Raw genomic sequence first — 24,600 nt, forward strand, 5'->3', positions numbered from 1 at the left:
TCGGCGAGCGTGGTCAGCAGCGTGACGCGCTGGCCGAGCAGGCTGTCGAGCGCGATATCGGCGTTGGCGCTGACCGCAACGATGCGCCATTCGAACAGCGCCGAGATGGCCTCGCGCCCGATCCATGCTTCGACAGCAAGTTCCTCGACCGGCGAGCCGCCGTCCAGCCTGTACAGGCGATGATGCGATGAAAAGAGATGCTGATAGAGCGTGGCAAGGTCCATTTCCAGTACAACCAGGGCAGCGCAATCACCGATGGGCGAACGTGCGAATCTGCCCCGAAACGGTACGGAAGTCCATCAGAAATGTATTAAATGATATTTATATCTATTTTTATCAGATAAAAGAAACCGTCATGAGGGCTTCTGCCGGGTTCGCTTAACGAAAAAGCCGCTCCGAAGAGCGGCTTTTGTCAGCACATGGGCCCGCGGCCCATCGCCGCATCAATCATCCAGCAACGACAAATCCCGCACCGCGCCCTTGTCCGCCGACATCACCAGCTTGGCATAGGCCTTCAGCGCCGCGGACACCTTGCGCGGACGCGGCTTGACCGGCTTCCAGCCCTTGGCGTTCTGCGCTTCGTGGCGGCGTGCCAGCTCTTCGTCGGACAGCAGCACGTTGATGGTGCGGTTGGGGATGTCGATACGGATCTTGTCGCCGTCTTGCACCAGGCCGATGGCGCCGCCGGCCGCGGCTTCGGGCGAGCAGTGGCCGATGGACAGGCCCGAGGTGCCGCCGGAGAAGCGGCCGTCGGTCAGCAGCGCGCACGCCTTGCCCAGGCCCTTGGACTTGATGTAGCTGGTGGGGTAGAGCATTTCCTGCATGCCGGGGCCGCCCTTCGGGCCTTCGTAGCGCACGATCACCACGTCGCCGGCCTTGACCTTGTCGTTGAGGATGTTCTCGACCGCTTCGTCCTGCGATTCAGTGACGTGGGCGGTGCCCTCGAACACCAGGATGCTCTCGTCGACGCCGGCGGTCTTGACCACGCAGCCGTCGAGCGCGATGTTGCCGGTCAGCACCGCCAGGCCACCTTCCTTCGAGAAGGCGTGCTCGTAGGAGCGGATGCAGCCTTCGGCGCGGTCCAGGTCCAGGCTGGGCCAGCGCGTGTTCTGGCTGAACGCCACCTGGGTGGGAATCCCGGCCGGGCCGGCCAGGTAGAAGTTCCTGACGGCTTCGTCTCGTGTGCGGCTGATGTCCCACTGCTCAAGCGCGTCCTTGAGCGTGGGGGCATGCACCGTCGGCACGTCGGTGTGCAGCTTGCCGGCGCGCTCCAGCTCGCCCAGGATGGCCATGATGCCGCCGGCGCGGTGCACATCCTCGATGTGGTACTTGTTGGTGTTGGGCGCGACCTTGCACAACTGCGGCACCACGCGCGACAGGCGGTCGATGTCGGTCATGTCGAAGTCGATTTCCGCCTCGCGCGCGATCGCCAGCAGGTGCAGGATGGTATTGGTGGAGCCGCCCATGGCGATGTCCAGCGTCATGGCGTTCTCGAACGCCTTGAAGCCCACCGCGCGCGGCAGCACGCGCGCGTCTTCCTGTTCGTAGTACTGGCGCGCCAGCTCGACGATGCGGCGCCCGGCGCGCTTGAACAGCTGCTCGCGGTCCGCGTGCGTGGCCACCACCGTGCCGTTGCCGGGCAGCGACAGGCCCAGCGCCTCGGTCAGGCAGTTCATGGAATTGGCGGTGAACATGCCCGAGCACGAGCCGCAGGTCGGGCAGGCGGAACGCTCCACCTCGGCCACGTCGGCGTCGGAATACGCGCTGTCGGCGGCAATCACCATGGCGTCGACCAGGTCCAGCTTCTTGAACTCCATGGCCTTGGTGACGGGGTTGGCCAGGCGCGTCTTGCCGGCTTCCATCGGCCCGCCGGAAACGAAGATCACCGGGATGTTCAGGCGCATCGCGGCCATCAGCATGCCGGGGGTGATCTTGTCGCAGTTGGAGATGCACACCATGGCGTCGGCGCAGTGCGCGTTGACCATGTATTCGACCGAGTCGGCGATGATGTCGCGGCTGGGCAGCGAATACAGCATGCCGTCATGGCCCATGGCGATGCCGTCGTCGACCGCGATGGTGTTGAACTCCTTGGCCACGCCGCCCGCGGCCTCGATCTCGCGCGCAACCAGCTGGCCCAGGTCCTTCAGGTGCACGTGCCCCGGCACGAACTGCGTGAAGGAGTTGACCACGGCGATGATGGGCTTGGAGAAGTCTTCGTCTTTCATGCCGGTGGCGCGCCACAGCGAGCGCGCCCCCGCCATGTTGCGGCCGGCGGTGGAAGTTTTGGAACGGTATGTGGGCATGGTCTTGCTTTAGAAGTATCGCGGGTAGGAAGCGGGCCGCGGGAATAAGGGCCCTGGCATGCCCGTGCGATCAACCTCTTGAGCTGCGCCGTGGGCAAAGCCGCGATTATCCCACAGCCGGCGCGGCAGGCGCTTCCCCCGCCGCGCGGCACGCGGCGCCCGCCAGGTCGGCCGCAATGTTCGGGCGGCCACCATGGGAGCGCGCCACCCGCCTCCGATACCCTTGCGCGATTGCCGTTTCGGGGAAATGCTTGCGTTTATGTCACCTGCGCGGAGCAACGTCATGGACACTTCAAGCGAACTGCAAGCCACCGTGGACGCCCTGGCACAGCCGGGCAAAGGCCTGTTGGCCGCCGACGAGAGCGGCCCGACCATTGCCAAGCGCTTCGAGCGCATCGGCGTGGAATCGAGCGAAGAAAACCGGCGCGCGTGGCGTAACCTGCTCCTGGGCACGCCGGGGCTGGGCGACTACATCAGCGGCGTGATCCTCTACGAGGAAACGCTGGGCCAGCAGGCCGACGATGGCACGCCGCTGCCGGAGCTGGCCGCGCGGCAGGGCATCGTGCCCGGCATCAAGGTCGACAAGGGCAAGCTCGCCCTCGCGCTCGCCCCCGGCGACGAGATCACCGAGGGCCTCGACGGGCTGGGCAAGCGCCTGGCCGGCTACCGGCAACAAGGCGCGCGTTTTGCCAAGTGGCGCGCGGTCTACAACGTGTCCGACACTCTCCCCGGTCTCGCCGCCGTGCAGGCCAACGCCGAAGCGCTGGCCCGCTACGCCGCGATCTGCCAGCAGGCCGGCGTGGTGCCGATCGTCGAGCCGGAAGTGCTGATGGATGGCGGCCACTCCATGGCCCGTTGCGCCCAGGTGACCGAGGCCGTGCTGCACGAAGTCTTCCACGCCCTGCACCGCTACGGCGTGGCGCTGGAACACATGCTGCTCAAGCCCAGCATGGTGCTGCCCGGCAAGGATGCCGGTCACGCGCCACCGTCGGAGGTGGCGATGCAAACCGTGCGGGTGCTCAAGCGCACCGTGCCTGCGGCGGTGCCGGGCATCTTCTTCCTGTCCGGCGGACAAACCCCGGCCGAGGCCACCGCCAACCTCGACGCCATGAACCGCCTGGCGCCGCTGCCGTGGCGGCTGTCCTTCTCCTATGGGCGCGCGCTGCAGGAGCCGCCGCTGCTGGCCTGGCGCGGCGAGGCCGCCAACGCCGGGGCGGCGCAACAGGCATTGCTGCAGCGTTCACGGCTGAATGGCATGGCTTGCATGGGGAAATATGAGGCGGCGCTGGAGGGCGCCGCGGGATAAATCCGACCATGCAAGGTATAGCGGTGGCGCACGCGGCCGCGGGCGCATCGCGGGCGGGGCGCCGCCCGCGCCATGCCTTATGCATAGAGAGAATCACGCCGGCCCCCTAGAATGTCGGGATGAAATCCTCTCTGCACCCCACCAGGACCGTGGTCCTGGTATTTCTGCTGGCCATCGTGGCGGGCAGCATGCTGTTGATGTTGCCGGTGTCGAGGGCCGAGGGCGGCCAGGCGCCCTGGCTGGTTGCCTTCTTTACCGCCGTTTCCGCGGTCTGCGTTACCGGGCTGGTCGTCGTGGATACCGGCACGTACTGGTCGGGTTTCGGGCAGGCAGTCATCATGGCGCTGTTCCAGCTGGGCGGCTTCGGCATGATGACGGCGTCCACCCTCCTCGGCTTGATGGTCAACCGCTCGTTGCGCCTGCGGACGCGGTTGATCACGCAGGTTGAAACCCGTGCGCTGGGCCTGGGCGATATCACCGGCATTGCCCGCCTGGTCCTGATCGTGACGTTCGGCTGCGAGCTTGCGATCGCGCTGTGGCTGACGGCAACGCTGCATTTCGGCCACGGCCTGCCTTGGCCCGAGGCGGCATGGAGCGGCCTGTTCCATGCGGTCTCGGCGTTCAACAATGCGGGTTTTTCGATCCATGCCGACAGTCTGACCCGGTATGCCGCCGCGCCGGCGATCCTGTTGCCCGTCATGCTGGCAATCGTGGTCGGCGGCCTCGGCTTCCCGGTTCTCTACGACCTGCATGGCAAGCTGCGCGAGCCGCGCCGGTGGTCCCTGCACAGCAAGCTCACCCTGCTTGGCACCGCGCTGCTGCTGGCGCTCGGCCTGGCCGGGCTGCTGCTCTTCGAATGGAGCAACAGCCGGACCCTGGGTCCCATGCCGGTGCCGGAGAAGCTGCTGGCCGCGGCATTTGCCTCCGTCTCGGCCAGGACGGCCGGATTCAATGCCATCGATATCGGCGCGCTGACGCAGGAAAGCCTGGCCCTGCATTACCTGCTGATGTTCGTTGGCGGCGGCAGTGCCAGCACGGCCGGCGGCGTCAAGGTCGGTACCATCGCCATCCTTGCCTTGCTGGTGATTGCGGAGTTCCGCGGCCGTACCGACAGCGAAGCCTTCGCGCGCCGCGTCAGTCCGTCGGCGCAGCGCCAGGCGATCACCGTGCTGGTGCTGGGCAGCACGCTGGTCACCGTCGGCACACTGGTGCTGCTGCGGCTGACCAACCTTCCCGCCGGCAGCGTTATCTTCGAGGTGATCTCCGCCTTCGGCACGGTTGGCCTGTCGACCGGCATCACGCCGGAGTTGCCGCCCGGCGCGCAGATCATGTTGACCGTGTTGATGTATGCCGGACGAGTTGGCACCATTACGCTGGCAGTTTCGCTGGCCATGGGCGAACGCCGCTCGCCCTATCGCTATCCCGAGGAGCATCCCATTGTTGGCTAGACTTTTTACCGAGCAGTTCGCCTTCTCCGCAGGAGACAGCGTGGTCGTGATCGGGCTGGGCCGCTTCGGCAGCGCAGTGGCCCAGTCGCTGATGCGCCTTGGCCACGATGTCATGGGCATCGACAAAGACATGGACCTGGTACAGCGCTGGTCGAACAGCCTGACTCACTGTGTCCAGGCGGATTCCACCGATGTCAACGTCATGCGCCAGCTTGGCGTGGCGGATTTCTCTCACGCCATCGTTGGCATCGGCACGGAAATGTCGTCCAGCCTGATGACCCTGATGGCACTCACCGAACTTGAAATCCAGGACATCTGGGTCAAGGCCTTCACCACCGAGCACGGGAAAATCGCCGAGCGCATCGGCGCCCACCACGTGGTCTATCCGGAAGCCGACATGGGCGCGCGCGTGGCCCATCTGATCACCGGCAGGATGATCGATTTCATCGAGTTTGAGGACGGCTTTGCCATTGCGAAGATTCATGCGCCGGCGTTCACGCACGGCAAGAGCCTGATGGAGTCGCGCGTGCGCGAGCAGTCAGGTGTTACCGTGGTCGGCGTCAAGCGCGCGAACGAGGAGTTCATGCATGCGACCCCGTCTACCACGATCGAGGCCGGCGACCTGCTGGTCGTCTCCGGTGCGACCAGCAAGATCGAACGCTTCGCCGGCGGCACCGGAAAGCCGTAGCGTGCCGCCCGGTCGATGCGCCGGCGAATCCGCCGGTTCAGGAACCCCGCAACCATGAACCAGCCTGCTCCGCAGCAAGATGTGCCCCGCGCCCAGATCCTGGCGGAGAAAGCATTCTCGGCTATCGACCATTATCTTCATATCGAAGCGGTCAGTGGCCTGGTACTGCTGCTTGCCGCCGCGGTGGCCCTGGTCTGGGCCAACTCGCCGGCGGCCGGCAGCTACGTCGCGCTTTGGCATACCAGCCTGTCATTCGGCTTTGGCAGCCACGTGGTGGACCAGCCGCTGCACTTCTGGATCAACGACGGCCTCATGACGGTGTTCTTCCTGGTGGTCGGCATGGAGATCCGGCGCGAGATCCATGAAGGCGCGCTCGCCAGCATCCGCTTGTCCGCGCTGCCGGTCACCGCGGCGCTGGGCGGCGTCCTGGTTCCCGCCGCGCTCTACCTGGCGATGAACCCGGGGTTGCCGGCGCGGCACGGATGGGCGGTGCCGACGGCCACGGACATTGCGTTCGCCGTAGGGGTGCTCGCATTGCTGGGCAAATCCATTCCGGGGAACGTCCGGGTCTTCCTGCTGGCCCTGGCGATTATCGACGACATCGTGGCGGTGCTCATCATTGCCGCGGCTTATTCCACCGGCCTCGACCATACCGGTCTCTATCTGGCCGGCGCCGGCATCCTGCTCGTCATTGGCCTGCAATGGCTCGGCATCGGCACCGCGTACGCGTATGTCGTGCCGGGCGCCGTGTTGTGGCTGGGCTTGCTCAAGACGGGTGCCCACCCGACCCTGGCAGGGGTGGTGCTGGGCATGATGACTCCGGTCCGGATCGCGCCGGTCCGCGGCCGTCCGCTGGACCAGGCAAGGGACGCCGTTGACGACCTGCGCGCCCGTAGCGCGAGCCCCGCGCCGGAACCGGACAAACTCGCCGCGCCGTTGCGGCAACTGCGACAAGCGCAGCGGGACGTCCTGCCGCCGGTCACGCGCGTGCAGATCGCGCTCCATCCCTGGGTGGCCTTCCTGGTCATGCCGTTGTTTGCGCTGGCGAACGCCGGCGTCGATGTCACCGGCGTAGACCTCGGCAACGGCAGTGCGCGGGTCGTGCTGGCGGGGGTGGTCGCGGCGCTGGTACTGGGAAAACCACTGGGCATCGTCTCGATCAGCTGGCTGGCGGTTCGGCTCGGATGGTGCCAGTTGCCGCCCGAAGTATCGTGGCGGGGCCTGTGGCTGGTCGGCCTGCTTGCCGGCATCGGTTTCACGATGTCGATCTTTATCGCCATGCTTGCCTTCGACGATGCCAACCTGCTTGCCGCCGCCAAGCTTGGCGTGCTGCTTGCCTCCGCCATTGCCGCGGTGCTCGGGCTCGGCTGGGGACTGCTCTACGCGCGCAGCCTCAAGGCAGCCAGCCGTTAGCGACCAGCCTGCCTGCGGCCGGCGCTTGCGGCGTTGGCGCGAGCCCGCCGCACGGTTCAGCGAAATACCCCCACTGCCTCCACCAGCCGCACCGCCTGCTGATTCAGGCTCTCTGCCGCGGCTGCGCTTTGCTCGACCAGCGCGGCGTTCTGCTGCGTGATCTGGTCCAGGTCGCTGACCGCATCGCCCACCTGCGAAATGCCGCTGCTCTGCTCCCTGGTGGCGTCGCTGATCTCGGCGATCAGCTGCGACACATGCCTGACCTGCGACACGATGTCCTGCATGGTCTGGCCGGCATCGTCCACCAGCCTGGCGCCGGATTCGACGTTGTGCACGCTGGCATCGATCAGCCCCTTGATTTCCTTGGCGGCGTTGGCGCTGCGCTGCGCCAGGCTGCGCACCTCGCCGGCCACCACTGCAAAGCCGCGGCCCTGCTCGCCGGCGCGCGCGGCTTCCACCGCGGCATTCAGGGCGAGGATGTTGGTCTGGAAGGCAATGCCGTCGATCACCCCGATGATCTCGGCGATGCGCTTCGAGCTCTCGGTGATCGCCTTCATCGTGCTGATCACCTCCGACACCGCCTCGCCACCGCGTTGCGCCGCGGCACTGGCCGAGCCCGACAAGGTATTGGCCTGCGCCGCGGTCTCCGCATTGCTTTTGACCGTGGCGGTCATCTGCGTCATCGACGCGGCGGTTTCCTGCACGTTCGACGCGGCCTGCTCGGTGCGCGCGCTCAGGTCGGAGTTGCCGCGCGCGATCTCGTTGCTGGCGGTCTGGACGTTGACCACCTGCGCGCTGACGTCGTCGATCAGCCAGCGGAACATCAGCCCCAGCTGGTTGATGGTGCGCAGGGTCATGCCGATTTCGTCGACCCGGTTCATGTGCACGGCCTTCTGGCTTTCGCCCGAGGCCACGCGCAGCGCGTGTTCCAGCACTTCCTCCAGCGGCCTGGTGACCTGCCGCTGCAGCGTCCACGACACCAGCAGCGTGGCAAGCGCCATCACGCCGGCAAAGCCGGCCAGCGCCATGCCGCCCAGGCCGAGCCACCAGGCACTGGCCACGCTGGCAGACAGCAGTCCGGCCAACGCCAGCCGCACGCGCCAGCGCACCGGCATGACCTGGAGCAGCGACGTCACCGCCATCAGCCCGGTCCGGACGATCAGCCCCTTGTGGAATCTGCGGTTGCCGGCATGGCCCTCGCGGAAGTCGCGATACAGGCGCTCCGCGGCGGCGATCTCATCGCGCGTGGCCTTGGTCCGCACCGACATATAGCCCGCTGGCCGGCCATTGCGAACCACCGGCGTAGCATTGGCGCGGACCCAGTAGTGGTCGCCGTTCTTGCGCCGGTTCTTCACCAGCGCGGTCCACGGCTCTCCGCCCTTCAGCGTGGCCCACATGTCGGCGAAGGCTTCCGCCGGCATGTCGGGGTGGCGCACCAGGTTATGCGGCTGGCCCTGGATTTCCTCCTGCGTGAAGCCGCTGACTTCGACAAACGCTGCATTGGCGTACGTGATGTAGCTTTGCGTGTCGGTGGTCGACATCAGCGTGGCGTGGTCCGGGAACTCGAATTCCCGCTGCGTCACCGGTTGATTGTTGCGCACGGCACTCCTCCTCATTCTCGATAAAAGGCGGGGGACGCGTTAGTGGTTGCGGCCTGCAGAATCGCTGTCTGCATATGTCCCTTCCAGCCGGAATATCGGATTGCGGCGCGTTCGCCCGACCCCACTGTGGTGGGGATGGCGGGCGGAATGACGAGGGCGGGTGCCGGTCGGGCTTTCGGCACCGCGTCGTTGTCGGGTATTGGCCACCCCTATAAAGCCCAACGTCAAAGCGTCGCGCTATTTGCCGAACGTCATGCTGAGCCCCGCAAACACCGTCCACCGGGCTGCCCTTGCATCGCCGGCAGCGCCGCATCACCTGCGCTCCACCACATTGCGCCCGGCCACCGATGCCTTTAACATAGCAAGCCAATCCCCCATCACCGAGGTACTCGTCATGCGCCATTGATGCCGCCGTCTTCATGACGGCCAGTCTCCACCTACCCCCACAAGCAGGGGGAGCTTCTGGCATCCCTGGAATCATCCATGACGAATCCCTATCTCACGCTGGAAGGCGTGTCTTATGTTCTGCCCGACGGCAGGACGCTTTTCTCCGATATCAGCGAACAGTTCGACCAGCGCCCCACCGGCCTGGTCGGGCGCAATGGCGCCGGCAAGACGGTGCTGGCGCGCATGCTGGCCGGACAAGTGCAGCCGACCAGCGGGCGCTGTACGCGCTCCGGCAGCGTGTACTACCTCGCCCAGCAGATATCGCCTGCGCCTGGCGCTACGGTGTCTGGCCTGGCCGGTGTGCAGGCCACGCTCGATGCGCTCGGACGCATCGAGGCCGGCAGCAGCGCGCCCGAAGATTTCGATGCCGTGGGCGAGCGCTGGGATGTACGCCTGCGGCTGCAGGACGAACTGGCGCGCAATGGCCTGGGCCATCTCGATGCCGCGACGCCTGCCAGCGTGCTCAGCGGTGGCGAAGCCATGCGCGTCACGCTGATCGGCGCCTTGTTGTCGGATGCCGATTACCTGATCCTGGACGAGCCGAGCAATCACCTCGACCGGCCGAACCGGCAGGCGCTGATCGGGCAGCTGCAGCGATGGCCGCGCGGGCTGCTGGTGGTAAGCCATGACAGGCAATTGCTGGAGGCAATGACGCGCATCGTCGAGTTGTCTTCGCTTGGACTGCGCAGCTATGGGGGCAACTACTCCTTCTACGCGCAATGCAAGGAGCGCGAGCGGCTGGCCGCGATCCAGCAACTGGAACAACGCAAGCTCGAACGCCGGCGCGAAGAGCAGTCCCTGCGCGAGCAACGCGAACGCCTCGAGCGGCGCCAGGCACGTGGCAACCGGCACGGACAAGAAGCCAACCAGGCCAGGATCCTGCTGGGCCGCCAGAAGGAACGCAGCGAAAGCTCGGCCGGCAAGCTGCGCCAGCAGCATGCCGAGACCCGGCTGGAGCTGGCCGAGCGCGTGCGCGAGGCCGCGCAGCGGGTCGAGCACGACCTGGCCATCGTAGTGCACGAGCTGCCGGTCGCCCTGGCTTCGCAAAAACGCGTCGCGGAACTGGAGGCCGTGGAGCTGCCCTTTGTCCAGGGTGCCACGCGCCAGATCCACCTCACGTTGACGGGACAGCAGCGCGTGGGCGTGATCGGCCCCAATGGCAGCGGCAAGTCGACCTTGCTCAAGGTGCTCGCGCGCCAGCTGACGCCCCTGAGCGGGACATGCAGGCTTCCGGTGGAGGGCATCTACCTGGACCAGCGGCTGGCCAACCTGGACCCGCGGCGAAGCGTGCTGGAACAGATGCTGGCCGCCAACCCGACGGCTGCCGAAGGCGATCTGCGCATGCGCCTTGCGCACCTCGGCCTGGATAGCGGGAAGATTGCAGTGCCCGGCGGCTCCCTCAGCGGCGGCGAGCGTCTGAAGGCGGCGCTGGCGTGCGTGCTGTATGCCGACCCAGCGCCGCACCTGCTATTGCTCGATGAGCCCAGCAACCACCTGGATCTGCCTTCGGTACAGGCGCTGGAAGCCATGTTGCGTGGCTACCGGGGCGCGCTGATGGTCGTGTCCCACGACGATGCATTCATGAACAACCTGGGCCTGACGGATCGGCTGGTGGCGACGGAACAAGGCTGGCGGACCGCGCCGTGGTGATGTCAGGCGGTGCGCATCGCCAGTGCGTAGTACGACGCGCCGTCCTCGCTGCGCTCCAGCACCGCGCGCACCGTCACCGGCAGCCTGCTTCCGTCTTCCCGCAGCAGTTCGGCGGCGAACGTCGCCCTGGGCCGGGTGCGCGTCATCCTGCGCAGGCGGGCCTCGGCCTCGGCCAGGCGCCTGGCAAACCCGTCGCCCAGCAGCGCCTCGGCGTCGCCGCCGACCATCTCGACGAGCGCCGCGTTGACCGATTCGCAGCGCAGCTTGCCGTCCAGCAGCGCCATGCCTTCGGAGGTCAGCTCGAACACCGCCTGGAACCGCGCCTGCTGGTCGCGCAGTGACTGCTCGGCAAGCTTGCGCGCAGTGTTGTCCATGCTGATGCCGACGATCTTGACGATGCGCCCGTCGAGTTCGCGCACCGGCGTGGCGCGCGACGAGATCCAGCGGATGCTGCCGTCGGGCTGGACCAGGCGGAAGTCGAATTCGTGGGCCTTGCCGGTGCGCACCGATTCCTCGTAGGCGGCGTTCATCATGGGAACGTCCTCGGCGGGCACATGCTTCCAGAAGCTTTCGTTGCTGACGATGCGCCAGCCGTACACGGCCTCGACGTTGGACGAATAGGTCACGTCGTCGGTGATCAGGTTCCATTCCCACGTGACGATGCGCGCGCCCTCCTGCGCCAGTTTCATGCGCGCCTCGCTCTCCATGATCTCGGCGGTGTAGCGGCGACGCATGTCGGTCATCGGGATTTCCACCGCGCTGGAGGTCTCGGCCTCGTGCCGGGCCTGATCGCCGTAGCGCAGCCAGATCCAGTTGACATCGAGGAACGCCGCCAGCTTGCGCAGCTTCTCGTAGTCGATCTCGCCGCCCCGGGTCCATTTGTGGACCGCCGGGCGCGACACGTCGAGCGCGTTGGCTACCGCCTGCAGCGTGAGCTTCTTGTGTTCGAGCAGTTCCTTGAGGCGGAAGGCAAAGCTGTTTTCTGTCATGTTGTGGATTCCCCGGTGGCACCGCCGAGATGGCGCATGAAAAACTCGACGCAGGCGCGCACGCGCGCGGAGCCGGACAGGCGCGAAGGATACACCGCCCAGATATCCGCGTCCTGGCGGTAGTCGGGCAGCACCTGCACCAGGCGCCCGGCCTCGAGGTCGGGCGCGACATCCCACATCGAGCGCAGCATGACGCCATGCCCGGCCAGCGCCCAGCCTGTGACGATCTCGCCGTGGTTGGACGACAGGCGCCCTCCTACCTTGACGTTGCGCTCCCCCTCGGGCCCCGTCATGCGCCAAATGCCAAAGGGGTGGTCGCGCTCCTTGGTGACAAGACAGTCGTGCTCCGCCAGCGCCTCGAGCGTCCGCGGTACGCCGCGCGCGGCCAGGTAGGCGGGCGCCGCGCACAGCACGCGCCAGTTGCGCGCCAGGCGGCGCGCGATCAGGTGCGGCGCAATGTCGTTGCCGATGCGGATGTCGAGGTCGATGCCTTCGGCCACGAGGTCGACCAGCTTGTCGAACACGTCGAAGCGGATTTCCAGTCCGGGAAACTGCTGGCAAAGCGTCGAGATCAGCGGTGCCACATGGCGCCTGCCGAAGCCCACGCTACTGCCGATGCGCACCAGCCCGCGCGGCGCGCCGCCGGCAGCGATTTCATCCCTGAGCTGCCCGATCTCGTCGAGCATGTCGCGGGCCCAGCGGCACACGCGCTCGCCGTTTTCCGTCAGCGACACCTGGCGCGTGCTCCGGTGCAGCAGTTGCGCGCCCAGCGCCTGTTCCAGCGCCTTGACGCGCTTGCTGACATAGGCGGGCGAACTGCCCAGTTCTTCCGCGGCGGCGACGAAGCTGGCGCGCTGCGCGACCAGACAGAACACCCGCAGGTCTTCCAGTGGGGGCAGATTATTCACGATTCGTGTTTCCTGTATCCACGCTTGCGCGGATGATCCGCGCCGGGTTTCCCGGCATTCTCGATCGCACCTGACCACCAGACCCGAGCGAGACACCGCCATGACCACACCATTTCCTGCTGCGTTCCGGATCGCCGCCATTGCCGGCGACGGCATCGGCAACGAAGTCCTGCCCGAGGGGCTGCGCGTCGTCGAAGCCGCCGCGCGCAAGTTCAACCTGCCGATCGAAGTGCGCCACTTCGAATGGGCCAACTGCGACTACTACCTGCGCCACGGCAAGATGATGCCGGACGACTGGAAGCAGCAGCTCGACGGTTTCGACGCGATCTACTTCGGCGCCGTCGGCTGGCCCGACAAGGTGCCTGACCACATCTCGCTGTGGGGCTCGCTGCTCAAGTTCCGCCGCGAGTTCGACCAGTACGTCAACCTGCGCCCGGTGCGGCTGCTGCCCGGCGTGCCCTGCCCGCTGGCCGGCAAGAAGCCCGGCGACATCGACTTCTACGTGGTCCGCGAAAACACTGAGGGCGAGTACAGCTCCGTCGGCGGCCGCATGTACGAAGGCACCGCGCGCGAGATCGTGATGCAGCAGTCGGTCTTCAGCCGCCACGGCACCGACCGCATCCTCAACTATGCCTTCGAGCTGGCGCAATCGCGTCCGCGCAAGAAGCTGACCTCGGCGACCAAGTCCAACGGCATCGCCGTCAGCATGCCGTGGTGGGACGAGCGCACCGCGGCGATGGCAGCGCAGTACCCCGACGTCCAATGGGACAGCCAGCACATCGACATCCTGTGCGCGCGCTTCGTGCTCCAGCCCGAGCGCTTCGACGTGGTGGTCGCCTCCAACCTGTTCGGCGACCTGCTGTCGGACCTCGGCCCGGCCTGCACCGGCACCATCGGCCTGGCGGGCTCGGCCAACCTGAACCCGGAGCGCAAGTTCCCGTCGCTGTTCGAACCGGTGCACGGCTCGGCGCCGGACATCTACGGCAAGCAGATCGCCAACCCCATCGGCATGATCTGGTCGGGCGCGATGATGCTGGATTTCCTGGGCGGCGAAGCCGGACGCCAGGCGCATGACGCCATCCTCGCCGCCATCGAAACCGTGTTGCGCGAAGGCCCGCTGACGCCGGACGCCGGCGGCAAGGCCGGCACCAGCGAGGTGGGCAAGGCCATCGCGGCAGCGCTCTGAACCTGCGCGGCATGCGGCACGTGATGCCGGGTTCGCTCCCGGCATCGGGTCCATACAACGCAGCGCGCACCGTTCGTCACACCCGCAGTTTTTTTCCACGCGGAGCTTGTGCATGTCCGGAATTTTGCATAGAGTTTCCGTTAACTAATAGTTACTGTAAACCATTAGTTAACAAAATACAAGCAATCTGAACGCGGGCACCGCCCGCGCCGGGCAGACAAGTTCCACCACAAAACCAAGCCATGCGCCAAGACGCATCGGAGGAGACGCACTTGAAAACTCCCACGCCCCGCCTCGACGGCTTCCTGACCGCCTGCACCCTCACCGCCGTGCTGGTCACCGTCATCGCCATGGTCCGCTGGCCCGCCGAAGCGGCCGCCACCGCCACCCTGCTGTTCGAATGGTCCACGCGCTCCTTCGGCTCGCTGGTCCAGATCTTCGTCTTCGGCTGCGTCATCGCCTGCCTGGCGCTGGCCTTCAGCAAGTACGGCAACGTGCGGCTGGGCGAAGGCAAGCCCGAGTACTCCACGCTGTCGTGGGTGTTCATGTTCATCTGCGCCGGCATGGGCTCGTCGACCATGTACTGGGGCGTGATGGAGTGGGTCTACTACTACCAGTCGCCCGGCCTGAACGTGCCCACCGGCACGCGCGAGGCGCTGGAGCACTCCATCAGCTACTCGTTCTTCCACTGGGGCCTGAGCGCGTGGGCGGTGTACGCGCTGCCATCGCTGGCAATGGCGTACCACTTCCATGTGCGCAAGAACAAGGGGCTGAACCTGGCGTCCATCGTCGAAGCCATCACCGGCTTCCGCGCCACCGGGCCGGTGGGCCGGCTGGTCGACCTGATCTTCCTGCTGACGATGTTCGGGGCGCTCACGGTTTCGATCGCGCTGACCGCATCGACCTTCACGCGCGGCCTGTCCGGGCTGTTCGGCGTGCCGGATACCTTCGTCACGCAGCTGGTCGTGATCGTCGGCGTGTCGGTGCTGTTCTCGGCGAGCGCCTATGTCGGCATCGACGGCGGCATGCAGCGCCTGAGCCATATGGTGTGCTGGGGTGCGCTGCTGCTGGCGGCGGTGGTGTTCGCGATCGGGCCGACCCTGTTCGCCGGCAATAACATCGTCAACGGCCTCGGCCTGATGCTGCAGAACTATGTCCACATGAGCCTGTTCACCGATCCCACCGGAGACGGCGCCTTCAGCCGCGGCTGGACCGTGTTCTACTGGCTGTGGTGGGTGTCGTACTCGCCCGGGGTGGCGATGTTCGTGGCGCGCGTGTCCAAGGGCCGCAAGATCAAGGAAGTCATCTATGCCCTGCTGCTGGGTGGCAGCGTCGGATGCTGGTTCTTCTTCGGCGCGCTGGAAAGCTACAGCATGCACCAGTTCATCACCGGCACCATCGACGTGCCGCGCATCCTGAAGGAACATGGCGGCGAGGCCGCGGTGGAAATGCTGCTGAGCGCGCTGCCAGCCGGCAAGGTGTTCCTGGCGGTGTACCTGGCGATCATGATCGTGTTCCTGGCCGCCCACGTCGATGCCGTGGCCTACGCCGTGGCCGCCACCACCACCCGCAACCTGAAGGAAGGACAAGACCCGTCGCCGACCAGCCGCGTGTTCTGGTGCGTGATGCTGACGCTGGTGCCGCTGGCGATGCTGTTCGTCAAGGCTTCGCTGGAGACCATGAAGACCGCCGTGGTGCTGACCGCGATCCCGTTCCTGGTGATCCTCGGGATCAAGCTGTTCGGCCTGTTCCGCTGGCTCATGCAGGACTACGCCGACACGCCGGCCCACCTGATCGAGACGGCCCGGCCTGAAGCGGACAGCGTTACCGTGAGCACCGAGCGCGCAACCGCCATCGCCAAGGCCTGATCGCGCGACAGGGGACGCGCCTCCGGCCGTCCCCTCTCACCTGAATTTTGCCAGCCCCAAGGCTCTTTTTTTACGCCTTGCTGTTAAACAATATTTAACCTGTAACCACAAATTAACCGAGGAAACGGAATCATGGAGAAGACCCTGGACACCGCCGCCGTCAAGCTGCCTGCCGGCTTCTGCGCCGACGACGAAAACGCCTGGACCCTGCCCGCCTCCTTCTACACCAGGGACGCGGTCTTCGAGTACGAGAAGGAAAAGATCTTCGCCAACAGCTGGATCTGCGTGGCCCACCGCAGCGAACTGGCCGAGTCCAACGACTACGTGACGCGCGAGATCATCGGCGAGAGCATCGTCGTGCTGCGCGACCGCGAAGGCGTGCTGCGCGCCTTCTACAACGTCTGCCCGCACCGCGGCCACCAGCTGCTGCAAGGCAGCGGCCGCGCCAGGAACGTCATCACCTGCCCGTACCACGCCTGGACCTTCAAGCTCGACGGCGAACTGGCGCTGGCGCGCAACTGCGACAACGTGCCCAATTTCGACAAGAGCAAGTCGAGCCTGGTGCCGGTGCGGGTCGAGGAATACGCCGGCTTCGTCTTTATCAACATGAACCCGGACGCCGGCAGCGTCGAGGAGCAGCTGCCCGGGCTGGAAGCGCGCATGCGCGCCGCCTGTCCGGTCATCGACGACCTCCACCTTGGCGCCCGCTTCGTCACCGAGACGCCGGCCAACTGGAAGTCCATTGTCGACAACTATATGGAGTGCTACCACTGCGGCCCGGCGCATCCCGGCTTCTCGGACTCGGTGCAGGTCGACCGCTACACCCACACGCTGCACGGCAACTGGACGCTGCAGTTCGGCCACGCCAAGTCGTCGGAGAAGTCCTTCAAGCTGGACGAGTCGATCAAAGATCCGAGCTTCAGCGGCTTCTGGGCCTGGCCCTGCACGATGTTCAACGTGCCGCCGGGCGCCAACTTCATGACCGTGATCTACGAGTTCCCGGCCAGCGCCGAAGTCACGCTCCAGCACTACGAGATCTACTTCCTGAACAAGGAACTGACCGAGGAACAGCAGAAGCTGGTGGAGTGGTATCGCGATGTGTTCCGCCCGGAAGACCTGCGCCTGGTCGAAAGCGTGCAGAAGGGCCTGAAGTCGCGCGGCTATCGGGGCCAGGGCCGGATCATGGTCGACCGCCAGCGCAGCGGCATCAGCGAGCACGGCATCGTGCATTTCCACCGCAAGGTGGCCCAGGAATACGAAGGCGCGTAAGCGCCGGTACCCCCAATACCGAAACGGAGACCAGACCCATGCAACTCAAGGACAACGCCCTGTTCCGCCAGCAGGCCCTGATCGGCGCCGAATGGACCGACGCCCCCGACGCCGCCACCGTGGCCGTGACCGACCCCGCCACCGGCGATCTGGTCGGCACCGTGCCACTGATGCGCGAGGCCGGCGCCGTGGCCGCGATCGAGGCCGCCAATGCCGCCCTGCCCGGCTGGAAGGCCCGCACCGCCAAGGAGCGCGCCGCGCTGCTGCGCAAGTGGTTCGACCTGATCATCGAGCACGAGGACGACCTCGCCGCCATCATGACGCGCGAGCAGGGCAAGCCGCTGGCCGAAGCGCGCGGCGAGGTACGCTACGCCGCCTCGTTCATCGAGTGGTTCGGCGAGGAAGCCAAGCGCCTCTACGGCGACGTGATCCCGTCCCCGGCCGCCGACAAGCGCCTGGTGGTGGTGCGCGAGCCGATCGGCGTCTGCGCCGCGATCACGCCGTGGAACTTCCCGGCGGCGATGATCGCGCGCAAGGCCGCGCCCGCGCTGGCGGCCGGCTGCACCATGGTGGTCAAGCCCGCCAACGAGACCCCGTTCAGCGCGCTGGCGCTGGCCGAGCTGGCGCTGCGCGCCGGCATCCCCGCAGGCGTGCTTAACATCGTCACCGGCGACGCGGCGGCGATCGGCAGCCAGTTCACCGGCCACCCGCTGGTGCGCAAGCTGTCGTTCACCGGCTCGACGCCGGTCGGCCGCCTGCTGATGCAGCAGTGCGCCGGCACGGTCAAGAAGGTGTCGCTGGAGCTGGGCGGCAATGCGCCCTTCATCGTGTTCGAGGACGCCGATATCGACGCGGCGGTCGAAGGCGCGATCCAGGCCAAATACCGCAACGCCGGCCAGACCTGCGTCTGCGTCAACCGCCTCTACATCCACGACGCGGTGTATGACCAGTTTGTCGAGCGCTACGTGAAGAAGGTGGCCGAGCTGCGCGTCGGCAACGGCTTCACCGCAGGCAGCGAGATCGGTCCGCTGATCAGCGACAAGGCGGTCGCCAAGGTCGGTGCGCTGGTGGCGGATGCCGTCGGCAAGGGCGCGCGCATCGCCATCGGCGGCGGCGTGCATGAGGCCGGTGCGCAGTTCTTCGCGCCGACGGTGCTGGCCGACGTCAAGCCAGGCATGCGCGTACTCGACGAAGAAATCTTCGGCCCAGTCTCGCCCATCGTCCGCTTCAGCTCCGAAGCCGAGGTCGTGCGCATGGCCAACGACACCATCTACGGCCTGGCGGCCTACTTCTTCAGCCGCGACATCGGCCGGGTCTGGCGCGTGGCCGAGCAGCTCGAGTACGGCATCGTCGGCATCAACACCGGCCTGTTCTCAAACGAGGTGGCGCCGTTCGGCGGCGTGAAGCAGTCGGGCCTGGGCCGCGAGGGCTCGAAGTACGGCATCGAGGACTACCTCGAGATGAAATACCTCTGCATGGCGCTGTAACGCGCGGCAGCAAACCCGGAAGACAGCAGCATGGGCAATATCTACCAGACCCTCCAGGTGCGGGTCTCGCGCATCGAGCACGTGACCCCGCTGATCAAGCGCTTCACCATGGAAGCGATCGACGGCGGCGAGCTGCCGCCCTTTACCGGCGGCAGCCACGTCATCGTGCAGATGCGCGACGGCGAGCGCCAGTACAGCAACGCCTACTCGCTGATGAGCTCGCCCGACGCGCTCGGCAGCTACCAGATCGGCGTGCGCCGCGAAGAGAAGTCCAAGGGCGGCTCGGCGTTCCTGCATGAGCGCGTGGCCGAGGGCGACGCACTCACCATCACCACGCCGAACAACCTGTTCGCGCTTGACGATGGCGCGCATCACCACGTGCTGATCGCCGGCGGTATCGGCATCACGCCGTTCATGTCGCAGATGCATGAATTGCGCAAGCGCGGCGCGTCGCACGAACTGCATTACGCGTTCCGCGCAGACGAGCACGGTGCGTTCCGCGATGAGCTGGCGGCGTTCACGCAGCAGTCTTCCGGGGGCCGCGTCAGCTTCTATGTCGACAGCAAGGGGCAGAAGCTGGACCTGTCCGGCGTGCTGGGCGGCATGGACGCCGGCGCGCATGTCTATGTGTGCGGACCGGCCCCGCTGATCGACGCCGTGCGCCAGGCGGCGCAGCACGTCGGCGTCGATCCGTCGCGGGTGCACTGGGAACAGTTCGCCGCGCCGGAACAGGCGGGCGACGCCTTCACCGTGGTGCTGGCGAAATCCGGCAAGACGGTGGAGGTGGGCGCCGGCGAATCGATCCTGAAGGCGATCGAGCGCGACGGCACCGTGCCGGTCGAATGCCTGTGCCGTGAAGGCGTGTGCGGCACCTGCGAGACCCGCATCCTGGAGGGCGAGGCAGTTCACTTCGACCAGTACCTGAGCGACAAGGAGAAAGCGGCGCAGAAGACGATGATGATCTGCGTCTCGCGGGCCCGGGGCGGCAAGCTCGTGCTCGACCTGTAAGACGACAACAACAATAACAACAACAAGCCGGCGCAGAGGACGCCGGCCAACATCCACCGAGGAGACCCCATGAGGAAATCAGCCAGCCTGTGGCTGCTGGCGAGCGCCGTGCTGCCCGCCGTTTCGTATGCGCAGTCCAACCTGACGCTCTACGGCGTGATCAGCACCGCAGTGCGCTACACCTCCAATATCGACGGCCGCCACCACGACCAGGGCGAGCTGGTCTCCAGCGGCATCGGCGGCAGCCGCTGGGGCCTGAAGGGCAACGAAGACCTGGGCGGCGGCAACAAGGCGGTGTTCCTGCTCGAGAACGGCTTTGGCACCGACGACGGCAAGACCGCCTATAGCGCGCTGTTCGGCAGGCAGGCATACGTCGGCCTCTCCGGCGACTGGGGCACCCTGACCTTCGGCCGCCAGTACAACGCCCTCAACAACATCGCGTGGTCCTTCGATCCGCTCGACCAGAGCTGGGGCAATTTCTGGTCCGATCCGCTCTACACCGGCGGCGATATCTTCTTCCAGGGCTACCGCGTCAACAACAGCGTGGTGTACAAGAAGAAATTCGGGCCGGTCAGCGTGCAGCTCGACTACGGCTTCGGCGAGCGCCCCGGCAGCCTGGCGCGCGGCGCCACCTTCGGCGGTGGCGTGATGTACCAGGACGGGCCGCTGGCGCTGGGCGTCGCCTATGACCAGCAACGTCCCGGCAGCGGCGACAACACGCTGCACAACTACTCGGTCGGCGCTTCCTACGTGGTCGGCAAGGCCACCGGCTATGCCGGCTACATGGGCCGCCGCGAGACCAATCCCGATGCGCGCTTCTGGATCGCCTTTGTCGGCCTCGGCTACCAGCTCACGCCGGCGCTACACCTGTCGGGCGCCTACTACCGCTACAACCAGAGCGGCACTGTGACCACCCAGTTCCAGGCCACGCCGCTTGTGCTGGGGAGCGGCAATGCCGATGCGATCTCGGCGGTTGCCGACTATGCCTTGTCGAAGCGCACCAGCCTGTTCCTTGAAGCCGACGCCACCTTCGCGCGCGGCGGCACGGTCGGCCGCGAGACCGAGTACTGGGCCGGCACGCCGGTGACCGATATCCGCAGCACCACGCGCGTGGGCGTGATGGCCGGGATCCGGCACGTGTTCTGAGGGCGCTGCATCGGTGCGGGCAAGCGCTGCGCGCGCGGGCCCACTGGCCGCCGGCTGAACCGTGTTGCACCGGCCGGCGTCCGTGTCCACAGGCATAGAATGCGCTACTGCAGTGCCAACTCCATGCCGAAGGAACACGAGGGATATCCATGATCACAGGACACGTCTTCATTGCCACCAGCCTTGACGGCTTTATCGCCCGCCCCGATGGCGACATCGGCTGGCTTCTCGAGCGGGATGACCCGGCCGAAGACCACGGCTACACGGATTTCATCGCCGACAAGGGCGCTATCGTGATGGGCCGCGGCAGCTATGAAAAAATCATCACGATGGGCGAATGGGCTTACGACCGGCCGGTGCTGGTGCTGTCCAGGCAACTGGCCGGCAAGCCGGTGCCCGACCCGTTGCAGGGAAAGGTGCGCTTCTCCGGTGCGACGCCGCAGGATGCCATGGCGCAACTGGAGGCGGAAGGCGTGCGGCGCGTCTATGTCGACGGCGGCCAGTTGGTGCAGTCGTTCCTGCGGGAGGGATTGATCGCGGACATGGTGGTCACCACGGTGCCGGTACTGATCGGCACAGGCAGGCCATTATTCGGCACGCTGCCGCACGACGTGAGCCTGAAGCTTGAGTCGAGCCGTCACTTCCCTTCCGGACTGGTGCAATCGACCTATCGCGTGCTGCGCTGACCCCTGCTCAGGGGCTGGCGCTTTACCGCCAACAGACCGCGGGCGCGGCGGCGTCGGTGCGGCGCTGCGTAGTGCAACGCGCAGCACATTACCGTCTGCGCGAACTACCGCGCCGCCCGATGCGGCCAGCTTCTGCCAGCACCAGCGCGCGGCCGATGGTGTCGAGCGCGTCGCGCATCAGCAAGGCTTCTTCGACATCGCTGGCATACGCGATCAGATCCGGCCACGTGATGTTGTGCAGCAGTCTGGACAGAGCGGCTGCGCGCCGCTCGTCGAGGTCCAGCCGGAGGGTCGGTGCCTTCACGGCCTTAAGGCAGCCTGGGGTCTGCATTGGGCATGTCGGCCAGCGCCGGCTGCCCTTCCCTGGTGTAGAACTTGTAGGCAACGAAGACGATGGCGACCCACGACGCGGAGACGATCAGCGACATCCGCATGTCCGGCAGGATCGCGATGCAGACCAGCACCGCGGCGATGAACACCAGAGCAATGTAGTTGCCATACGGGAAGAACGGCATCTTGTAGGACAGGCTGTCCGCTTGCCCGGTCTGGATCTTCAGCTTGCGGAAGCGCAGGTGGCTGACCACGATCGACGTCCAGGCGCACACCAGCGCGAACACGGTGATCGACGAGAACAGCTCGAACGCCTTCTCCGGCATCAGGTAGTTCAGCAGCACGCCCGCGAACATGGTGGCGAACACCAGCATGATGGCTCGCGACGGGACGTTGCGGCGGTTCACGGTTCCCAGGAAAGCCGGCGCGTTCTTCTGCAGTGCCAGGTTGTAGAAAGTGCGGCTGTTGGTGAACACGCTGGCGTTCACGGCCGACAGCACCGCGGTGATGACCACCAGGTTCATGACCCCGGCCGCGGCGGGCACGCCGATCCGCGTGAATACATCGACGAACGGACTACCCTTGGCCGTCAGCGAGGTCCACGGGAAGATCATCAGCAGCACCGCAATGGCACCGACGTAGAAGATCAGCAGACGCCAGAACGTCGCGCTGACGGCCTTGGGCATGGTGGTCTTGACATCCTTTGCCTCCCCCGCCGCCAGGCCGAGGTTCTCGATGCCGCCGAACGAGAACGCCACCATGACGATCGACAGCACCATGCCGCCGATGCCCTTGGCGAAGAAGCCGCCATGGTCCACCAGGTTGTGATGGCCGATCGGCTCGCCATTGTTGCCCAGGCCGAAGAAGATCATGCCGACGCCGAAAACGATCATGGCAACGATTGCCGTCACCTTGATCAGCGCGAACCAGAACTCGGCCTCCCCGTAGAACTTCACGCCGATCATGTTGACGCAGAACATCACCGACACGGCAATCAGCGCGGTCAACCAGATCGGCATGGTTGGGAACCAGAAATGTACGTAGTTGCCCAGCGCATTCAGCTCGGCCGCGCTGGTTGCCAGCAGGAAGATGAACGCGTTCCAGCCGTTCAGGAAGCCGGCAAAACGGTGGATATACCGGTTCGAATAGGAAATGTAGGATCCGGAGACCGGCTCCTCGACCGCCATCTCGCCCAGCGCGCGCATGACGAAGTAGATCGCCACGGCGGCGACCAGATAGGTCAGGATGATCGCCGGGCCCGCGGTCTTGATGGCCCAGGACGACCCATAGAACAGGCCGGTGCCGATCGCGCCGCCGATGGCGATCATCTGGATATGGCGGCTCTTCAGGTCGCGTTTCAGCTCTTCCTGTTCATAGGACTGAGCGTCGGTTTTGCTGCGCATTGCACTGTCTCCTTTGGTACATCTCTTTGTGATGCTTGTCGTTGTGGGTGGCCAGCTGTCCGGAGCCGAATCAGGCAGTCGGAGTCCGCCGATGCGACGGGCGAGCGCCTTCCGCAGCCGATGGCTCCTCTTCCATCGACTGCCGGCTGGCTTCGTCCTGGGTTCGCAGAGCCGGATCAGAGTCCGGCAACGGCGGCAGTCAACCTGCCGATGGCTTCATCCACGGTCGCACGCGGGCATCCCAGGTTCACACGCATGTAGCCGTGCCCCTCGATGCCGAACTTCTGGCCCTTGTCGAGCCAGAGCCGGGCCCGGGTCAGCATGAATTTGTCCAGCGACGGCGCGTCCATGCCGAGGCCGCGGCAGTCCATCCATGCCAGGTAGAGCGAGTCGGCCGGCAGCACCTGGATGCGTGACGTCGCGCGATGCACCGACTCGCGGAAATGGTCGTGGTTGGCGCGAAGGTATGCCAGCAGCTCTTCAAGCCATGGTTCGCCGTGGGCGTAAGCCGCCTCGGCGGCCACCATGCCCAGCGTATTGACCAGCGGGAACATGTTCCTGTCGTACTGGCGGCGCAGTTCGTCGCGCAGGCGCCGGTCCGGCACGAACACGTTCGCGCTTTGCAAGCCCGGCAGGTTGAAGGTCTTGCTGGGTGCCGTGCAGGTAATGCTGTGCCGGGCAAAATCGTCGCCGAGGGAAGCAAAGGGAATGTGCCTCTTCTCGGGGTTGAGGATCAGGTCCTGATGGATCTCGTCCGAGATGACCAGGACACCGCGGCGCAGGCAGATCTCGCCCATGGTCCGCAGTTCCGCCTCGGACCAGACATTGCCGGTGGGATTGTGCGGATTGCTCAGGATGAAGAGCCTGGTATCGTCGCGGATCGCCGCCTCGAAGCTGGCCGGATCGAAGCGGTAGCCGGCATCGCTACGCTCGAGCGGAGCAAAGGCGAGATGGCGGCCGTTCATCAGCACGTCGTTATGGAAGTGCGCATAGACCGGCGGCTGGATTAGCACGGAATCGCCAGGTGCGGTAAATGCCTGGATGGCCGTCTTCAGCGCGGTGATGATGCCGGAGGTCTGCACCACCCATTCCTTCTCTACCTCCCAGCCGAACCGCCTGCCCTGCCACGCGACCACCGCGTCGACGTAGCTGTCGGTCGCGCCGCCCGGATAGCCGAAGATGCCGTGCTCCACCGCTTCGTGCAGCGCATCGATGACGGCTTGCGGCGCGCGGAAATCCATGTCGGCAACCCACATCGGCAACGGCTTTGCGGCCGCTTCTTCCGGCGCCAGCAGTTTTTCGGGAATGGCCCATTTCATGGAGTGGGACTGCGCACGGTCGATGACCTCGTCGAACACGCTGAGCGCCTGGCCGGCTCCGGCCGATATCTCGCCTTGCACTGCGGTTGCATGGATCTTCATGGCTTCCTTGTTCTCGCTTCAGGGAGGCGCCCGCTGGCGCCGG

20 protein-coding genes are annotated in these 24,600 nt (G+C 66.0%); 12 read left to right on the forward strand and 8 right to left on the reverse strand.

Annotated features, from left to right (window positions below; genetic code table 11):
• Together GA0116996_RS22345 and ilvD are read right to left on the reverse strand one after the other, a co-directional pair.
• A partial coding sequence (locus tag GA0116996_RS22345) for a hypothetical protein (RefSeq protein WP_141693759.1) occupies nucleotides 1-224 on the reverse strand: 224 nt, incomplete at its 3' end.
• A gap of 219 nt (nucleotides 225-443) precedes the next feature.
• Nucleotides 444-2,303 (reverse strand): dihydroxy-acid dehydratase, encoded by a 1,860-nt coding sequence (gene ilvD / locus GA0116996_RS22350; RefSeq protein WP_092315976.1) that lies wholly within the window; start codon nucleotides 2,301-2,303, stop codon nucleotides 444-446.
• A gap of 283 nt (nucleotides 2,304-2,586) precedes the next feature.
• Here ilvD and GA0116996_RS22355 point away from each other — a divergent pair, with 283 nt between their 5' ends.
• The 4 genes from GA0116996_RS22355 to nhaA all read left to right on the forward strand — a co-directional run bounded on the left by GA0116996_RS22355 (nucleotide 2,587) and on the right by nhaA (nucleotide 7,158).
• Nucleotides 2,587-3,609, forward strand: a complete 1,023-nt coding sequence (locus GA0116996_RS22355; RefSeq protein WP_092315978.1) for a class I fructose-bisphosphate aldolase — start codon at nucleotides 2,587-2,589, stop codon at nucleotides 3,607-3,609.
• Between the two features lie 119 nt (nucleotides 3,610-3,728).
• The gene (locus GA0116996_RS22360; protein WP_092315980.1) at nucleotides 3,729-5,057 is read left to right on the forward strand and encodes a TrkH family potassium uptake protein; all 1,329 of its coding nucleotides are present in this window, start codon (nucleotides 3,729-3,731) and stop codon (nucleotides 5,055-5,057) included.
• 40 nt (nucleotides 5,058-5,097) lie between these two features.
• On the forward strand, nucleotides 5,098-5,745 hold the full coding sequence (locus GA0116996_RS22365; RefSeq protein WP_207781298.1) for a potassium channel family protein: 648 nt from the start codon (nucleotides 5,098-5,100) through the stop codon (nucleotides 5,743-5,745).
• 54 nt (nucleotides 5,746-5,799) lie between these two features.
• Nucleotides 5,800-7,158 carry a Na+/H+ antiporter NhaA gene (nhaA, locus tag GA0116996_RS22370; protein WP_092315984.1) on the forward strand — a complete coding sequence of 453 codons (1,359 nt, stop codon included), beginning with the start codon at nucleotides 5,800-5,802 and terminating at the stop codon, nucleotides 7,156-7,158.
• Between the two features lie 56 nt (nucleotides 7,159-7,214).
• On the opposite strand, the gene GA0116996_RS22375 is transcribed toward nhaA, so the two are convergent.
• Nucleotides 7,215-8,759 carry a methyl-accepting chemotaxis protein gene (locus tag GA0116996_RS22375; RefSeq protein ID WP_092315986.1) on the reverse strand — a complete coding sequence of 515 codons (1,545 nt, stop codon included), beginning with the start codon at nucleotides 8,757-8,759 and terminating at the stop codon, nucleotides 7,215-7,217.
• A gap of 483 nt (nucleotides 8,760-9,242) precedes the next feature.
• On the opposite strand from GA0116996_RS22375, the gene GA0116996_RS22380 reads away from it, so the two are divergent.
• Nucleotides 9,243-10,856 carry an ABC-F family ATP-binding cassette domain-containing protein gene (locus GA0116996_RS22380; protein WP_092315988.1) on the forward strand — a complete coding sequence of 538 codons (1,614 nt, stop codon included), beginning with the start codon at nucleotides 9,243-9,245 and terminating at the stop codon, nucleotides 10,854-10,856.
• Between the two features lie 2 nt (nucleotides 10,857-10,858).
• On the opposite strand, the gene GA0116996_RS22385 is transcribed toward GA0116996_RS22380, so the two are convergent.
• Together GA0116996_RS22385 and GA0116996_RS22390 are read right to left on the reverse strand one after the other, a co-directional pair.
• Nucleotides 10,859-11,845 carry a PAS domain-containing protein gene (locus tag GA0116996_RS22385; protein WP_092315990.1) on the reverse strand — a complete coding sequence of 329 codons (987 nt, stop codon included), beginning with the start codon at nucleotides 11,843-11,845 and terminating at the stop codon, nucleotides 10,859-10,861.
• Entirely contained in the window at nucleotides 11,842-12,753 is a 912-nt protein-coding gene (locus GA0116996_RS22390) for a LysR substrate-binding domain-containing protein (protein ID WP_092315992.1), read from the reverse strand. The genes GA0116996_RS22385 and GA0116996_RS22390 overlap by 4 nt, the downstream gene beginning before the upstream one ends.
• A 100-nt stretch (nucleotides 12,754-12,853) precedes the next feature.
• Here GA0116996_RS22390 and GA0116996_RS22395 point away from each other — a divergent pair, with 100 nt between their 5' ends.
• The 7 genes from GA0116996_RS22395 (at nucleotide 12,854) to GA0116996_RS22425 (ending at nucleotide 21,403) form a co-directional block, all read left to right on the forward strand.
• On the forward strand, nucleotides 12,854-13,939 hold the full coding sequence (locus GA0116996_RS22395; RefSeq protein ID WP_092315994.1) for a tartrate dehydrogenase: 1,086 nt from the start codon (nucleotides 12,854-12,856) through the stop codon (nucleotides 13,937-13,939).
• Between the two features lie 272 nt (nucleotides 13,940-14,211).
• Nucleotides 14,212-15,807, forward strand: a complete 1,596-nt coding sequence (locus GA0116996_RS22400) for a BCCT family transporter (RefSeq protein ID WP_208601266.1) — start codon at nucleotides 14,212-14,214, stop codon at nucleotides 15,805-15,807.
• Between the two features lie 132 nt (nucleotides 15,808-15,939).
• The gene (locus tag GA0116996_RS22405; protein WP_092315997.1) at nucleotides 15,940-17,076 is read left to right on the forward strand and encodes an aromatic ring-hydroxylating oxygenase subunit alpha; all 1,137 of its coding nucleotides are present in this window, start codon (nucleotides 15,940-15,942) and stop codon (nucleotides 17,074-17,076) included.
• Nucleotides 17,077-17,114: 38 nt separating this feature from the next.
• Nucleotides 17,115-18,563, forward strand: a complete 1,449-nt coding sequence (locus GA0116996_RS22410) for an NAD-dependent succinate-semialdehyde dehydrogenase (protein WP_092315999.1) — start codon at nucleotides 17,115-17,117, stop codon at nucleotides 18,561-18,563.
• Between the two features lie 30 nt (nucleotides 18,564-18,593).
• Entirely contained in the window at nucleotides 18,594-19,571 is a 978-nt protein-coding gene (locus GA0116996_RS22415; RefSeq protein WP_092316001.1) for a PDR/VanB family oxidoreductase, read from the forward strand.
• A gap of 69 nt (nucleotides 19,572-19,640) precedes the next feature.
• Nucleotides 19,641-20,717 carry a porin gene (locus GA0116996_RS22420; RefSeq protein WP_092316003.1) on the forward strand — a complete coding sequence of 359 codons (1,077 nt, stop codon included), beginning with the start codon at nucleotides 19,641-19,643 and terminating at the stop codon, nucleotides 20,715-20,717.
• Nucleotides 20,718-20,866: 149 nt separating this feature from the next.
• Nucleotides 20,867-21,403 (forward strand): dihydrofolate reductase family protein, encoded by a 537-nt coding sequence (locus GA0116996_RS22425; protein WP_092316005.1) that lies wholly within the window; start codon nucleotides 20,867-20,869, stop codon nucleotides 21,401-21,403.
• Nucleotides 21,404-21,491: 88 nt separating this feature from the next.
• On the opposite strand, the gene GA0116996_RS22430 is transcribed toward GA0116996_RS22425, so the two are convergent.
• The 3 genes from GA0116996_RS22430 to GA0116996_RS22440 all read right to left on the reverse strand — a co-directional run bounded on the left by GA0116996_RS22430 (nucleotide 21,492) and on the right by GA0116996_RS22440 (nucleotide 24,557).
• On the reverse strand, nucleotides 21,492-21,734 hold the full coding sequence (locus tag GA0116996_RS22430) for a DUF7706 family protein (RefSeq protein ID WP_141693760.1): 243 nt from the start codon (nucleotides 21,732-21,734) through the stop codon (nucleotides 21,492-21,494).
• Nucleotides 21,712-23,136, reverse strand: a complete 1,425-nt coding sequence (locus GA0116996_RS22435) for an amino acid permease (RefSeq protein WP_092316009.1) — start codon at nucleotides 23,134-23,136, stop codon at nucleotides 21,712-21,714. Before GA0116996_RS22435 ends, GA0116996_RS22430 begins: the two co-directional genes overlap by 23 nt.
• A 176-nt stretch (nucleotides 23,137-23,312) precedes the next feature.
• Nucleotides 23,313-24,557: a MalY/PatB family protein gene (locus GA0116996_RS22440; protein ID WP_092316011.1), complete on the reverse strand. Its 1,245-nt coding sequence runs from the start codon at nucleotides 24,555-24,557 to the stop codon at nucleotides 23,313-23,315.
• Nucleotides 24,558-24,600: the final 43 nt, after the last annotated feature.

It is taken from the genome of Cupriavidus alkaliphilus (assembly GCF_900094595.1).
Taxonomy (GTDB): Bacteria; Pseudomonadota; Gammaproteobacteria; order Burkholderiales; family Burkholderiaceae; genus Cupriavidus; species Cupriavidus alkaliphilus.